Source organism: Mycobacterium gordonae (genome assembly GCF_017086405.1).
Classification (GTDB): Bacteria; Actinomycetota; Actinomycetes; order Mycobacteriales; family Mycobacteriaceae; genus Mycobacterium; species Mycobacterium gordonae_D.
In genome coordinates this window covers 6,588,350-6,601,194 of sequence record NZ_CP070973.1, presented here as the reverse complement: position 1 = coordinate 6,601,194, position 12,845 = coordinate 6,588,350, and the positions used below count along the sequence as shown (strand labels likewise).

The 12,845-nt window shown below is 67.5% G+C and carries 13 protein-coding genes; 5 read left to right on the top strand and 8 right to left on the bottom strand.

The window, feature by feature from the left end:
• From JX552_RS28425 to JX552_RS28405, 5 genes are all read right to left on the bottom strand, one after another.
• Window positions 1–615: a carbonic anhydrase gene (locus tag JX552_RS28425; protein WP_205875137.1), complete on the bottom strand. Its 615-nt coding sequence runs from the start codon at window positions 613–615 to the stop codon at window positions 1–3.
• Between the two features lie 24 nt (window positions 616–639).
• Window positions 640–963: a P-II family nitrogen regulator gene (locus JX552_RS28420; RefSeq protein WP_205875136.1), complete on the bottom strand. Its 324-nt coding sequence runs from the start codon at window positions 961–963 to the stop codon at window positions 640–642.
• Complete coding sequence (locus JX552_RS28415) at window positions 954–3,542, bottom strand: DUF2309 domain-containing protein (protein WP_205875134.1); 2,589 nt, start codon at window positions 3,540–3,542, stop codon at window positions 954–956. Before JX552_RS28415 ends, JX552_RS28420 begins: the two co-directional genes overlap by 10 nt.
• The gene (locus tag JX552_RS28410) at window positions 3,539–5,086 is read right to left on the bottom strand and encodes a proton-conducting transporter transmembrane domain-containing protein (RefSeq protein ID WP_205875132.1); all 1,548 of its coding nucleotides are present in this window, start codon (window positions 5,084–5,086) and stop codon (window positions 3,539–3,541) included. The genes JX552_RS28415 and JX552_RS28410 overlap by 4 nt, the downstream gene beginning before the upstream one ends.
• A 116-nt stretch (window positions 5,087–5,202) precedes the next feature.
• Window positions 5,203–6,114 (bottom strand): HhH-GPD family protein, encoded by a 912-nt coding sequence (locus JX552_RS28405; protein ID WP_205875131.1) that lies wholly within the window; start codon window positions 6,112–6,114, stop codon window positions 5,203–5,205.
• Here JX552_RS28405 and JX552_RS28400 point away from each other — a divergent pair.
• Window positions 6,113–6,754, top strand: coding sequence for a carbonic anhydrase (locus JX552_RS28400; protein WP_205875129.1), 642 nt, complete (start codon window positions 6,113–6,115; stop codon window positions 6,752–6,754). The two genes, JX552_RS28405 and JX552_RS28400, sit on opposite strands and share 2 nt — an antisense overlap.
• A 90-nt stretch (window positions 6,755–6,844) precedes the next feature.
• A complete protein-coding gene (locus JX552_RS28395; protein ID WP_205878731.1) occupies window positions 6,845–7,645 on the top strand; it encodes a hypothetical protein in 801 nt (266 codons plus the stop codon).
• A gap of 27 nt (window positions 7,646–7,672) precedes the next feature.
• On the opposite strand, the gene disA is transcribed toward JX552_RS28395, so the two are convergent.
• Genes disA through JX552_RS28380 form a run of 3 tightly spaced genes read right to left on the bottom strand, consistent with a single transcriptional unit; the run spans window position 7,673 to window position 10,825 of the window.
• The gene (gene disA, locus JX552_RS28390; protein ID WP_205875127.1) at window positions 7,673–8,749 is read right to left on the bottom strand and encodes a DNA integrity scanning diadenylate cyclase DisA; all 1,077 of its coding nucleotides are present in this window, start codon (window positions 8,747–8,749) and stop codon (window positions 7,673–7,675) included.
• Between the two features lie 30 nt (window positions 8,750–8,779).
• On the bottom strand, window positions 8,780–10,198 hold the full coding sequence (gene radA, locus JX552_RS28385) for a DNA repair protein RadA (protein WP_205875125.1): 1,419 nt from the start codon (window positions 10,196–10,198) through the stop codon (window positions 8,780–8,782).
• Window positions 10,199–10,255: 57 nt separating this feature from the next.
• Complete coding sequence (locus JX552_RS28380; protein WP_205875124.1) at window positions 10,256–10,825, bottom strand: copper chaperone PCu(A)C domain-containing protein; 570 nt, start codon at window positions 10,823–10,825, stop codon at window positions 10,256–10,258.
• Window positions 10,826–11,194: 369 nt separating this feature from the next.
• Between JX552_RS28380 and carD the strand changes: the two genes are divergently transcribed.
• The 3 genes from carD to ispF are packed head-to-tail and all read left to right on the top strand — an operon-like array spanning window position 11,195 to window position 12,839.
• Window positions 11,195–11,683 (top strand): RNA polymerase-binding transcription factor CarD, encoded by a 489-nt coding sequence (gene carD, locus JX552_RS28375; protein WP_065132069.1) that lies wholly within the window; start codon window positions 11,195–11,197, stop codon window positions 11,681–11,683.
• Complete coding sequence (gene ispD, locus JX552_RS28370) at window positions 11,680–12,363, top strand: 2-C-methyl-D-erythritol 4-phosphate cytidylyltransferase (RefSeq protein WP_205878730.1); 684 nt, start codon at window positions 11,680–11,682, stop codon at window positions 12,361–12,363. Before carD ends, ispD begins: the two co-directional genes overlap by 4 nt.
• Window positions 12,360–12,839 (top strand): 2-C-methyl-D-erythritol 2,4-cyclodiphosphate synthase, encoded by a 480-nt coding sequence (gene ispF, locus JX552_RS28365; RefSeq protein ID WP_205875122.1) that lies wholly within the window; start codon window positions 12,360–12,362, stop codon window positions 12,837–12,839. The genes ispD and ispF overlap by 4 nt, the downstream gene beginning before the upstream one ends.
• Window positions 12,840–12,845 lie beyond the last annotated feature (6 nt).

The following is a 12,845-nucleotide window of genomic DNA, read 5'->3' as shown; positions in this document are numbered from 1 at the left end:
TCAGACAAGCTCCAACAGCGGTGTCTGGTTGTCGGCGATGTCGCCGATGGTCCCGCACACCTTCAGCCGGCCGTCCTCACGATCGATCACGGCGCAGACGATCCCGCACTGTCCGGTGTCGACGGCTTTTGCGACCACCGGCGACTTGTGCAGCAGCGACACACCGATGTGCGCCACATGGGCTGCCGAAAGATCGTCGGCGCTGTTGATCCCCGCGTCTTTGCGGGCGAGCGAGGAGATCGCCTGCTCGACGACAGCGCGGGATGCCCCTTCGGGGAATTTGGCGGTGTTCCAGGCGTCCAGGGCGGTCTGCATTGCGCTGCTCTCCGAATGCCCGAGGACGACGATCAACGGCGCCTTGAGCGTGCCGACGGCGTATTCCAGGGTGGCCAGGACGCCGTCGTCGATGACGTGTCCCCAGTTGCTGATGTCGATCAGCGAGCCCCAGTTCTGGCCGAACACCACCTCGCTGGCCATGTCGGAATCCGCCGAGCGGAACACGACTGCGAGGGGCGGTCGGCCACTGGCCGTGTTGTTCTGCTTGGCTCGCACTGCGGCGTAGAAGTGCTGGTTGCCTGCTTGCAGGCGCTGCCACGCGGATGAGGGGTTGGACATGATGGTTCCTTTCTTGGTGGGTTTTCAGCTGAAGTAATCGGGTCGGCTGACGTAGGTGTCGGTCACGAACATGACCCCGGGTGAGCCGTCGAGCAGGCGGCGCAGTCCGGCGATCAGCGCCTCGGACTTGTTGTCCGGGACGACGGTGATGAGCAGCTCCAACGCCGCTTGCTGGTTGAAAAGCAGCCGGCCCTGGTGATAGCCGTGGTGGCCGAGGCCCGAGACGCCGGAGACGCTGGTGAATCCGGTGGCCCCGGCGCCGCGGAATTGCTCGCGGACGGCGGGAGCGTGTTCGCCGGCTACGACCACTTCGATCTTGGTCATCTTGGTCAGTCCGTTCAGCGGCATGGGATTACCTCCTCAGTTGCGGTGTTGATGTCGAATTCGGCGTCCCAGCGCCGCCAGCCGGCGCGGGTCCAGCGCTGCCAGGCGTGTCCAGGACCTTCCCGGGCCGCCAGAGCAACCCAGTCGTTACCGAACAGGTGTATGAGCACCGGGTTGCGCTCGACGATGTCGTCGATCCGCTCTAGCGGCGCTTCGACGACGGTCAGCAGACGCATCGCCTCGTGTCCGAAGGACTGACCGTCGGTCAGCGACTGCCGAGGCAGCCCCAGCAGGAGGTCACCGCCGTGGCCGGCGAGCACACCCACGCCGGCGACGACGTTGTGGATCGTCTTGGTTCCCGCTCCGAAGAGCTCGGGGGCCACCGTCGAGAAGAAGTACTGGCAGTTGATCCACTGCGCGACCACCATGGGAGCGGTCAGGATGGTTTCCAGCGCGCTGCCGTCCGGGTCGACGTCTGCCTCGTAGGAGTGCAGAAACACCCGGCGCTGCAGGTCGATCCCACGGGTCATCGTTCGGGGCCCGACGATGAAGGCAGCGTTGCCGGCCAGACCCCACTCGGGGAAGACCTGTGCCCAGTCGGTCGATCGGCTGGCGACGTGCCGCGCGGCTCGGGCCGGGTCCGGACGGGTGGGACCACCCGGTAGCACGGCGCAGCGCTCGGCGGCCAGTTCGGCGCCGGCAGCGCCGAGGTCTCTTTCCAGCCGTTGCAAATCGGGAAGATGGCTGGCCGGCACGAGATGCTCGTCCAGGATGGTGACCCGGTCGGTCGCGGTGTCATGCAGCGCTGCGACGAACCAGGTGTCCTCCGGAATGGTGATCCCGCGTTCGGTCAGGTCGGCACGGACGTCGGCGTTGTTGAGTATCGCCGCAGCGGTCCGGGCATTCGGGCCGCCCGGCTGCCCGCCACACGCACCGCAGTCCAGCGCGGCCTGGTAGGGATTGTTCTCGGTGGTGCTGCCGTGTCCGCACATCACCACCAGCCGGCCGAACCCCTTGGTGAGGCCCATGGTGGTCAGTGCCACCTGCGCGTAGAGACCCCGGTGGGCCAGGTCGACGGTGTCGTTGACCGACAGCACGGTGGGGGCCGGCGGGGCCAGCCGGTCACGCAGCCGCCGGCGGAGGGTACCGGTGGCCGCCGGGCTCAGCGTCTTGGCCGCTGCCCAGGGACCGGCGGCCCAGCCGGAGGCCTCCGCCAAGGTGAATGGAGCGAGCAGCGCCTGTTTGGCGGTGTAGAAGGCCGCGTCGGCGCCGGCCATGACGGCGGTGCCGGCCTGTAATCGCGCCGCCGCAGCTGCGGCCGTCGGTGTCGGGCTTTCGTGCACCTCATGCTCGGGCCGGATCAGGACCGGGCACAGGTCGTTGGGCGCCCCGCCGACCAGGCTGGTGAACCGGATAGCGACGGCGAAAAAGCCAGCGAAACCCAGTGTTTCGTACCCGTCCTGGATTTCGATGTGGCGCCGTAAGCCTTCCGAGCGAGTGTCGATGCAGCACACGAGCTGGGTGTGCGGACGCTCGCCGGATTGGTGGGTCGTGCTGCGCGCCAGAGTATGCAGCAGCGAATCCCGGTAGTGCGCTTCGTAAGCCTGCTGCCACACCACTGACCGCGCGGTGACCGGCAGCGCCGCCAGGATCTTTGCCGCAGAGTCCAATTCACGGTCGCTCACCTGGTCGAGTTGCCACTGGGCGGCGAGATCCGCGGCCCGCTCCCGTGCCGACGGGATCGGCCGCCGATTGATCTGCTCCGGCTGGGGTGAGGGGCCAGAAAGTTTGTGCGACAACAGAATCGATTCATAGGTGAGCCGTATAGCCAGGTAGTCGAGCACGTCCGCGCCAAGGACCCGCTCGGCATACCACCGCACATGAGCCGCCCAGCCGGGGAGTCGCGTCAGGTGTGCCTGCAGGTAGGTGATGCGTTCGTCGTCGGTGACGCGCAACCGCCGCAGTGCATGCAATGCGGCGTCGTCAGCCCGATCCGGCACCTTCTGCAACTCGGCGCGCACTCGGCGGCCCAGTTTGTGGTCACCGGGAGCCAGGGCGCGCCAGGCGTGGAAGAAGCCCCGCTCCCGCCCGGGCATCGGCCAGCCGGCCGCGGGCGAGCCGAAGAAGGCCGCACACCACTTGGCGCACTGGGCATCGACCTCTTCGGCGACCTGTGGCGCGGTGAGTTCCGCCCGGGTGACGTTGCGGCGCTGCGGCTTTGCCGGGCCGCGCCCGTGGAGCAGGTCGCCCAGCAGCAGCTCGGACGGCGTCGCCGTCCGCGTCCCGAGCCGGATGGCTTCCCCGTCCAGCAGCGCGGGGTAGCGCAGTCGCAGTGTCGATTCGAGGTCGGCATCGGTGATCCGCCCACGGCGGTAGAGGTCGCGGTAGTCGGCTTCGTTCAACAACCCGGCCAGGCCGTAGAGGTCACCGGCGCGCAGGATCGCCTGCTCGAACGGCATCGTTTCGAGTCCGGCCAGTGGGTTGACCGCGATGAACGTCTCGAGCGGGTAGTGCGTCGGGATCACCCGGGCTGCGAGGTTCACCTCGCTGCGCAATTGTGCGCGCAGCGTATCGGTTGAGACGCGCTCATGAAGCATTGTCATCGGGGGGCTCCTGTCAGTTGTGGAGTCAGGCGGATTGCTGGAACAGTGCCGGCCACAAGGGCTTTGGTGTAGATGAAGCGCTGTATGCGGCCCAGGGAGCCGTCGCCGGGAGCCTGGCGCAGCAGCGCCAGCACACCGAGCACGATGGCCACCAGGGCAATGCCGAGCGCGGAGGAGGACGGCACGGTGACGGTCGGTATGGCGGGAGCCAGGAACCCGGTCACCGCGCCGAGCACCGCCAGGTAACCGATGGCCGCGGCGAACAGGACCGCCCCTGCGCCGACGACGGCTCGCGCATCCGGAGACCGCCCCAGCCAGCCCAGCAGGGCCGCAGCGGCGGTGGCCCAGGTGAAGATCAGCAGTGCTTGTGCCGAGCCGTGCTCACTGGCGTGCAGCGGCACCACCGTCGCGGCCACGTACAGCGCGGCGGCTGGTAGCAGTAGGGCGGTGAGCTGCACCGCTGCCCGTCGGGCCGGGGTCAGCGCCGGTGCGGGTGGCCGGGCCGCCTTCTGCCGGCGTTTGGCTATCGCCGACCCGGATGACAGGAACAGGGTGGCCTTGTAGAAACCGTGGCCCACCAGGTGGAACACCGCTGCGGCGGACAGGCCCAGGCCGCAGGTCACGATCATGAAGCCCATCTGGGCCATCGTCGAATATGCGAGCGAGCCCTTGATGTCGGACTTGGTGAGCATGACGACCGCCCCGTAGACCATGCTCACCAGGCCGGCGGTGAAGGCCATGCCCATCGCGACGGGCGATCCGCTGACTATCGGGCTCAGGCGCACCAGCAGCACACCGCCGGCGTTGACGACGCCCGCGTGCAGCAGGGCCGATACCGGGGTGGGTGCGGCGAGAGTGGCCGGCAACCAGCGGTGGAATGGAAGCTGAGCCGATCGGGACAGGGCCGCCACGACGATCAGCGCCGCTATGACCGCCAGTGTCGATGAGTTTCCGATCAAGTCGGCGTTCAGCGTCGACAGACTGCGGTTGCCTCGCAGCAGCGTGATCGAGGCCACCGCCGACCACAGGGCGAGGTCTCCGATGAGGAAGGCGGTAACCGTGCGCCGCACCCCGTCGCGCGCCGCCGGTAGTTCCCAGTAGGTCGCCAGCAGCAGGCAGAGGGCGGCTCCGGCCATGGTCCAGCTGACGGCCAGGCCGATCAGCGTTCCAGCGGTCATCAGGCCCGCTGAGGCCGAGGTGAGCAGGCCGGTTGCGGCGGTGAACCAGCCGGACCGACGGTCGCAGGCGAGGTACCGCAGGGCGAACAACTGCACGACCGTGCTCACCCCGTAGACCAGCAGCAGCAGCAGGGCGCTGAGCCGATCGGCTCCCAGTTCGGCGATCAGGGTGCCTTGGCCGGTCTGCAGGGTGGCGCGGACGGGCCCGTGCAGCAGCACGTCGACGGTCGTCGCACCTGCGGCCAAGAAGCCCGCAGCCGCAGCTGCGACGCCGAGCCGCCCGACCCAGGGTCGGGAGCCGGCCAAGAGTGCGACGAGCGAGGCGAGCAGGGGGACGGACAAAGCGGCGATGAGGACAGTGCTCACTGGTGATCACCACCCGTGGGTGCTACGAAATCTCCCGTGTTCATGCGAGAGAAATTACGCGAGACAAAATACATCTGTCAAGTCTCACGAAATAAATTTCGTATAAACGCCTTCTGCTATCCTTCTCCGCCCAGCGCAAACCGCCCGTCGGCAGTCTGTGTTACCAGACCGTCGATCAGTAGCGAGTAAAGCGCTCGGTCGCGCTGGGCGTTATCGGTCAGCCAGGCGATATCCAGCTGGGCGCGAGTGACCGGAGAGGTGTTGTTGCGCAACACATCAAGTAATCGACCACGAACTTGCCGGTCGGTGCCGGCGTAGGTCTGGGCCCGCCGCGGCGGCCCGTCGCCGGCCGGGAAACCCGCCTCGCGCCAGGCGCAGTTCTCCAGCGGACACAGGCCGCACCTGGGTGTTCGCGCGGTGCAAACGGTTGCACCGAGTTCCATCAGTGCAACCGAAAAAGTAGGTGCTACAGCGCCTTTCGGCAGCAGAGCCTCGACGTCGGCGTGATCGCGGGTGGCCGACGGGTTGCCCGCGTCGGCCCTGCCGTGAACGGCACGGGCCACCACGCGCCGAACATTGGTGTCCACCACAGGAACTCGCTGTCGATAGGCGAAGCATGCTACGGCCCGAGCTGTGTAGCTACCGACACCTGGCAACGTCAGCAACGTGTCCACATCGTCCGGGACGACGTCACCGTGGTCGCGGGCGATGACGACAGCGCACTCGTGCAGACGTTTCGCGCGACGCGGATAGCCCAACTTGCCCCAGGCCCGCAACACGTCCGCGGCGCTGGCCGCGGCCGTCGCCGACGGAGTCGGCCAGCGGTCCACCCACTCCGTCCAGACCGGCAGCACTCGCGACACCGGCGTCTGTTGCAGCATGAATTCGCTGACCAGAATCTGCCACGCACTGACCCCGGGCTGGCGCCACGGCAGATCCCGCCGCGACCGTTCATACCAGGCGACAAGATTGGTGGCTGGTATGTGTACTGGGCCGATCACCGGCCGTTCCGGCACAATAGCTGGCATGCCGAACAGCAACCCGATAAGCGCCTGGAAAGCACTCAAAGAGGGTAACGAGCGATTCGTCGCGGGCAAGCCCGCCCATCCCAGCCAGAGCGTCGACCACCGAACCAGCCTGGCCGGGGGCCAGACCCCGACCGCTGTCATCTTCGGGTGCGCGGACAGTCGAGTGGCCGCCGAACTGATTTTCGATCAGGGCCTCGGCGACGTGTTCGTGGTTCGCACCGCCGGTCAGGCCATCGATACGGCCGTGCTGGGCTCCATCGAGTACGCGGTCGCGGTGCTGAACGTTCCGTTGATCGTGGTGCTCGGCCACAACAGCTGCGGTGCCGTGAAAGCCACCATCGACGCGCTCGACGACGGCGCCATACCGGGCGGTTTCATCCGCGACGTAGTGGAACGGGTGGTGCCGTCGATCCTGGCGGGGCGCCGGGACGGCCTGAGCCGGGTCGACGAGTTCGAAGAACGGCACGTCAGTGAGACGTTGAAGCAGCTCATGACGCGTTCGTCGGCGATCGCGGACCGCGTGACCCGTGGCACCCTGGCGCTGGCCGGCGTCACCTATCAGCTCGCCGAGGGCAAGGCGGAACTGGTCGACCACATCGGCGACATCGGCGAACAGGCTCCGCAGGAACAAGCGGTCTAGCAGGTCCTAACACGTGGACTGTCCAGCAAACTCGGCGACACGCCGAGGCGGGTCAGACGAGGATGCGTGACCTGGTCCTACCGTGGAAATGTGCTGGATCTGGAACCGCGTGGCCCGCTACCGACCGAGATCTACTGGCGGCGCAGGGGACTAGCCCTGGGTATCGCGGTTGTGGTGATCGGGATCGTGGTGGCCACCGTCATCGCTCTCGTCAGTAGCAACGCCGGGGCCAAACCTGGCGCAAAGCCCGCCTCCGCTCAGAGTCATCCCGGCTCCGACGCTCCGCAAGCGCCGGCAACGCAGCAGCCCGCCGGGCAAACCGAGGCTCCGGCCCCCGGCGCGCCGCCGGGCGTGCTGAATCCAGAGTCGGCCACACCGACCGCCGCGGTCCAACCGCCGCCGGTGCTCAAGGACGGCGACGACTGCCCCGATGCGACGCTGGCCGTCAAGGGCTTGACCAACTCACCTCAGTACTACATCGGCGACCAGCCGAAATTCACCATGGTGGTCACCAACATCGGCCTGGTGTCCTGCAAGCGGGACGTCGGCGCCGCGGTGCTGGCCGCCTACGTGTACTCGCTGGACAACAAGCGGCTGTGGTCCAATCTGGACTGCGCGCCGTCGAACGAGACCCTGGTCAAGACTTTCACCCCGGGCGAGCAGGTCACCACCGCGGTGACCTGGACGGGGATGGGTTCGGCGCCGAAGTGCCCGCTACCCCGGCCGGCGATTGGGCCGGGCACCTACAACCTGGTCGTCCAGCTCGGCAACCTGCGCTCGCAGCCGCTCCCGTTCGTCCTCAACCAGCCGCCGCAGCCGCCGGGTCCGGCGCCCGCCCCCGGGCCGGCGCTCGCGCCGCCGCCGGAGGCGCCGCCCGCGCAGGGGAATTAGAACCAGCCAGTAATCCCGTCGTCGCGGTCAGTGATCCGTCAGCGTCGATTCGGCCAGCTGGGATAGCCCCTCGCGCACGTGGCGGGCCCACATGGCGCCGATGCCGTCGACGGATTGCAGGTCGTTGGCGCTGGCGGCCAGTAGCCCCTGCAGCGTCCCGAACGCACGCACCAGCAGGTCCACGTGGGCGAATTGCAGTCGCGGAATTCCGGCCATCGCACGGTAGCCACGCGGGCTCAACGCCGAGTCCTGGGCCTCAGCCGTCGTCGGGTAGCCGAACACCTTGGCAAGGGAAGTGAAATCGAGCAGCTCGGTGTCGGACAGGCCGTCCAGCTCGTTCAGCGTTTCGCCGATCTGCGCCGTGGACGGCGGCTCGGGATGGGCGTGGTAGTCGCGCACGATCAACTCACGGGCGATGTCGTTGCCGCCCAGGAGTTCCTCCTGCTGTAGCCGAAGCTGGCGACCGTCGGTGCCCAGTTCGACGGCGTCGTAGTCGATCGCCAGTCCGATGCGGCGGACCAGTTCGAGGCGTTGCACCACCGTCATCACGTCGCGCAGCGTGACGAAGTCCTCGATCTCGGCACGCGATAGCTGACGACTGACTTCGTCGAGCCGGGTCTTGTACCGCTCCAGGGTGGCGATGGCCTGATTCGCCCGCGACAGGATGGTCGCGGAGTCGGTCAGCACATGGCGCTCACCGCCCACGTAGACGGTCACGATGTTCATCGAGTGACTGACCGAGATGACCGGGTAGCCGGTTTGGATCGCTGCCCGCTCGGCGGAGCGGTGCCGGGTTCCCGATTCGTCGGTGGGTATCGAGGGGTCCGGCACCAATTGCACGTTGGCCCGCACGATGCGGCTGCCGTCGGTCGACAGGACCACGGCGCCGTCCATCTTCGACAGCTCCCGCAACCGGGTCGGCGCATACCGGACGTCGAGCGGGAAGCCGCCGTCGCAGATTGCTTCCACGTTCTCGTCGTGCCCGAGCACTATCAGGGCGCCGGTGCGGCCGCGCAGGATGCGTTCGAGGCCGTCACGCAGCCCGGTGCCGGGAGCCAGTCGGGCGACGGCCTCACGCAGGGTCGGACGTGTCACAGCGAGCATTCTGCTATGGCCGGCCGGGCAACGGGACCCCTACCGGGGGCTGTCGAGGCGATGCAATTCCACTTCGGTGGCGCTGCGGTAATCGGCGATGCCTGCCAGGTGCTGCAGGGCCTCGCCAAGGGTGGACGCGCTCAGGGCGCGCAGACCCGCGGGAATCGCCTTGCAACCCGGCGGGACCAGCGCGATGGTGAAGCCCTGTCGGGCGGCCTCGGCCAGCCGCCGGTCCATGCCGTGCACCCGGCGCAGATCGCCCGCCAAGCCCACCTCACCGATCATCACCGCGGTCGTGGGCAGCGCCAGGTTCGCGTACGCGGAGGCCAGCGCGGTGGCCACCGCGAGGTCCGAAGAGGGGTCGGTCAACCGCATGCCACCCACGGTGGCCAGGTAGATGTCGTTGACGGCGAGGCGCAGGCCGGCGTGTTTTTCCAGCACTGCGGTGATCATGGCTGCCCGGGAATGATCGATACCGCTCACGGCCCGGCGCGGCGAGCCGCCGTTAGGGGTGGCCAGCAGGGCCTGCACCTCGCCGATCAGCGGCCGCTTGCCGTCCAGGGTCACCGTGATAGCGGTGCCCGGGACCGGATTCGGCCGTTGGTCCAGAAATAGGTTCGACGGATCGGCGACCCCTTCGATGCCGCTGTCGTGCAGGAGGAAACACCCCACCTCATCGGCGGCGCCGAATCGGTTCTTGACGCCGCGGACCATGCGCAGCGCGCCGTTGCGATCACCCTCGAAGTGCAGCACCACGTCGACCAGGTGTTCAAGGGAACGTGGTCCGGCGATGGCTCCGTCCTTAGTGACGTGCCCGACGAGAACCATCGCGACGTCGTTGGCCTTGGCGGCGGCCGTCAGTGCCGCCGTGACGGCGCGTACCTGGGTGACACCGCCCGCGGCCCCGTCGACCTCGGTGGTGGACATCGTCTGCACTGAGTCGACGATGACCAACGCCGGCCGCACCGTGTCGATGTGCTCGAGCACCGTGTGCAGATCGGACTCGGCAGCGAGATACACCTCGTCGAAGGCAGCGCCGCCGCAGCCGATCCGATCGGCGCGCAGCCGCACCTGTCCGGCGGACTCTTCACCGGATATGTACAGCGCACGCCCTCCCCGCTGTGCCCAGCAGTGGGCGACTTCGAGCAGCAGCGTGGACTTTCCGACCCCGGGTTCGCCCGCCAGCAGCGTCACGGACCCGGGAACCACGCCGCCGCCCAGCACGCGGTCGAGTTCATCCACACCGGTCGAGCGATGCCGGCTCTTATTCGGCTCCACCGCGCTGATCGGCACCGCCCGCGAGCCGGACGGCACCGAGCGCTTCCCGTTGCCGACAGCGGCCAGTACGGCCACTTCTTCGACGGTCCCCCAGCTGCCGCAGTCCAGGCAGCGCCCAACCCACTTCGCGCTTACGTGACGGCACTCCGAACAGCGGTATTGCGATCGCGCGTTGGCCACCCCGTGACGGTATCGGGACGCGGTGACAGTTGCGGTCGAAAAACGCCGGGCCACCGGTCAGGCGTGGTTAGTGCCCTCGCGCGGTTGGGACAGCCCGGCCGAGATCGGCACCTGCACGCTCGCCTCACCGGCCTTCTCGAACTTGAAGGTGAACTTGTAGGTCAGGCCATTTGTGATCGGCTTGGTCAAGTTGACGGTCGCCTTGGCGGCGCCGTTGCCCTCGGCAGGTCCCGGAGCCACGGCCTGGCCCTCCGGAGTGCCGACGATCAACATCTTGCCGGCCGGCAGCTTTGCGTCGCCGGACACCGTCACGTTGCCGATGTCACTGGTGATCCCCGTGAGCCGGTCGTTGACGTCCGGTGAGTTGTTGACCGCCACCAGCACCAGATCGACGGTCTTACCTGGTTGCAGGAAGTCGCCGGTCTGCGGCGCCTGGATACGGATGTCGCGCAGTGCGATGTTGTTGACTGTCACCCTGTTGCCGTTGACGGCGGGCTCCTGGTTGGCAGTCTGGGAAATCTGCCCGGTTCCGCAACCACTGAGCGCGACCACGGCCAGCGCGACGGCGGCCAACCAGGCGGTCAGCTTCGCCAGGCGAAGTGGCGGGCGAATGTTCGAGTGGTTCACGCAATGCCTCCTGGTCGGCCCCGTCGCAATTCAGGCGCAATTCAACTATGCAGAGTAGTAGCAAGGCACCGCTGACGGTAGCGGAGGGATGCCCAGTGTTGTTCTTCGGCTGTCCTCACGCGGGCCGGACGCCCGGCGCAATCGAGTGGTCCGGGCGGCTAGTCTTTTCAGGCGCTTCCGGGCCCGCGGCCCGGGGGTCGGATGCGCATCCGGTGCCGGGCAAGTCGTGGTCGCGGTGCCACCCCACTGCACGTCTGGGCCCGCCTGTCAACCCCTAAGTTGCGCGTGGCGTGCCCCTGACCTGCACCGTTGATCTACACGTGGTGACCCGGCGTGTTAGAATGAACTAACGAAAGGGGCTCGAATCATATGATCTTCAAGGTCGGTGACACCGTCGTCTACCCACACCACGGTGCTGCGTTAGTCGAGGCGATCGAAACTCGGACCATTAAAGGGGAACAAAAAGAGTATCTCGTCTTGAAAGTTGCGCAGGGTGACCTGACTGTTCGAGTGCCCGCCGATAACGCCGAATACGTCGGCGTCCGTGACGTGGTCGGCCAGGAAGGCCTGGACAAGGTTTTCCAGGTGCTGCGTGCCCCGCACACCGAAGAACCCACCAACTGGTCGCGTCGTTACAAGGCCAACTTGGAGAAGCTCGCCTCGGGCGATGTGAACAAGGTGGCCGAGGTCGTGCGTGACCTGTGGCGTCGTGACCAGGAGCGCGGTCTGTCGGCGGGCGAGAAGCGAATGCTGGCTAAGGCACGGCAGATTCTGGTTGGCGAGCTGGCGTTGGCGGAGAGCACCGACGAAGCCAAGGCCGACACCATCCTGGACGAGGTCCTGGCTGCCGCGTCCTGAACGGCAAAGTAGTAGCGGTCGTACCGGCCGCCGGTTCCGGGCGGCGGTTGGCTGCCGGGGTGCCCAAGGCGTTCTATCAGCTCGAAGGGGAGTCCCTGGTTGAGCGCGCCGTAACAGGCCTACGCGCGTCCGGCGTGGTCGATACCGTCTTCGTCGCGGTCCCTCCGGACCGAACCGACGAGGCCAAACTGATCCTGGGTCACCTCGCAACCATCGTGGCCGGCGGAGCCAGCCGCACGGAGTCCGTGCGGCTGGCTTTGTCGGCATTGACCGACCCGGGGCCCGATTCGGCGCCTGAGTTCGTCCTGGTGCATGACGCGGCCCGGGCGCTAACCCCGCCGTCGCTGATCGTGCGCGTCGTGGCGGCGCTGCGGGACGGTCACGACGCGGTGGTTCCGGGCCTGCCGCTATCGGACACCGTCAAGGCCGTCGACGCCAACGGGGTGGTGCTGGGCACACCGGAACGAGCGGGTCTGCGTGCTGTGCAGACACCGCAGGGCTTCGCCACCGATGTGCTGTTGCGTGCCTTCCAGACGGCCACCGACACCGATTTCACCGACGACGCCGCCCTTGTCGAGCACATCGGCGGCCAGGTCCAGGTGGTCGACGGGGATCCACTGGCCTTCAAGATCACCACTCCGCTGGACTTGTTGCTGGCCAAGGCTATAGTGCGGCAGTGATGCAGATGCCGCGCGTCGGTATGGGTGTCGACGTGCACCCGATTGAGCCGGGTCGACCGTGCTGGCTGGTGGGTCTGCTGTTCCCCAGCGCCGACGGATGTGCCGGGCACTCCGACGGCGACGTCGCCGTCCACGCGCTGTGTGACGCCGTGCTCTCCGCCGCAGGTCTGGGCGACATCGGCGGCGTGTTCGGCGTCGACGACCCCCGCTGGAAGGGCGTCAGCGGTGCTGACATGCTGCGCCATGCCGTCGAACTTCTTTCCGAGAGCGGCTTCATGGTCGGTAACGCGGCCGTGCAGGTGATCGGTAACCGGCCGAAGATCGGCTGGCGCCGCTACGAGGCGCAAGCGGTGCTCTCCCGCCTACTCAACGCACCGGTGTCGGTGGCGGCTACCACGACCGACGGGCTCGGCCTCACTGGGCGTGGCGAAGGCCTGGCAGCGATTGCGACGGCGCTGGTCATTCCGCTCCGATGAACACCG

What these genes read in the sequence shown, in the direction of transcription:
- JX552_RS28400 (WP_205875129.1), top strand. Translation starts at nt 6,113, where the DNA reads ATGCCGAACAGCAACCCGATAAGCGCCTGGAAAGCACTCAAAGAGGGT.
- JX552_RS28405 (WP_205875131.1), bottom strand. Translation starts at nt 6,114, where the DNA reads ATGCCAGCTATTGTGCCGGAACGGCCGGTGATCGGCCCAGTACACATA.
- disA (WP_205875127.1), bottom strand. Translation starts at nt 8,749, where the DNA reads ATGCTCGCTGTGACACGTCCGACCCTGCGTGAGGCCGTCGCCCGACTG.
- carD (WP_065132069.1), top strand. Translation starts at nt 11,195, where the DNA reads ATGATCTTCAAGGTCGGTGACACCGTCGTCTACCCACACCACGGTGCT.
- JX552_RS28420 (WP_205875136.1), bottom strand. Translation starts at nt 963, where the DNA reads ATGCCGCTGAACGGACTGACCAAGATGACCAAGATCGAAGTGGTCGTA.
- JX552_RS28425 (WP_205875137.1), bottom strand. Translation starts at nt 615, where the DNA reads ATGTCCAACCCCTCATCCGCGTGGCAGCGCCTGCAAGCAGGCAACCAG.
- JX552_RS28415 (WP_205875134.1), bottom strand. Translation starts at nt 3,542, where the DNA reads ATGACAATGCTTCATGAGCGCGTCTCAACCGATACGCTGCGCGCACAA.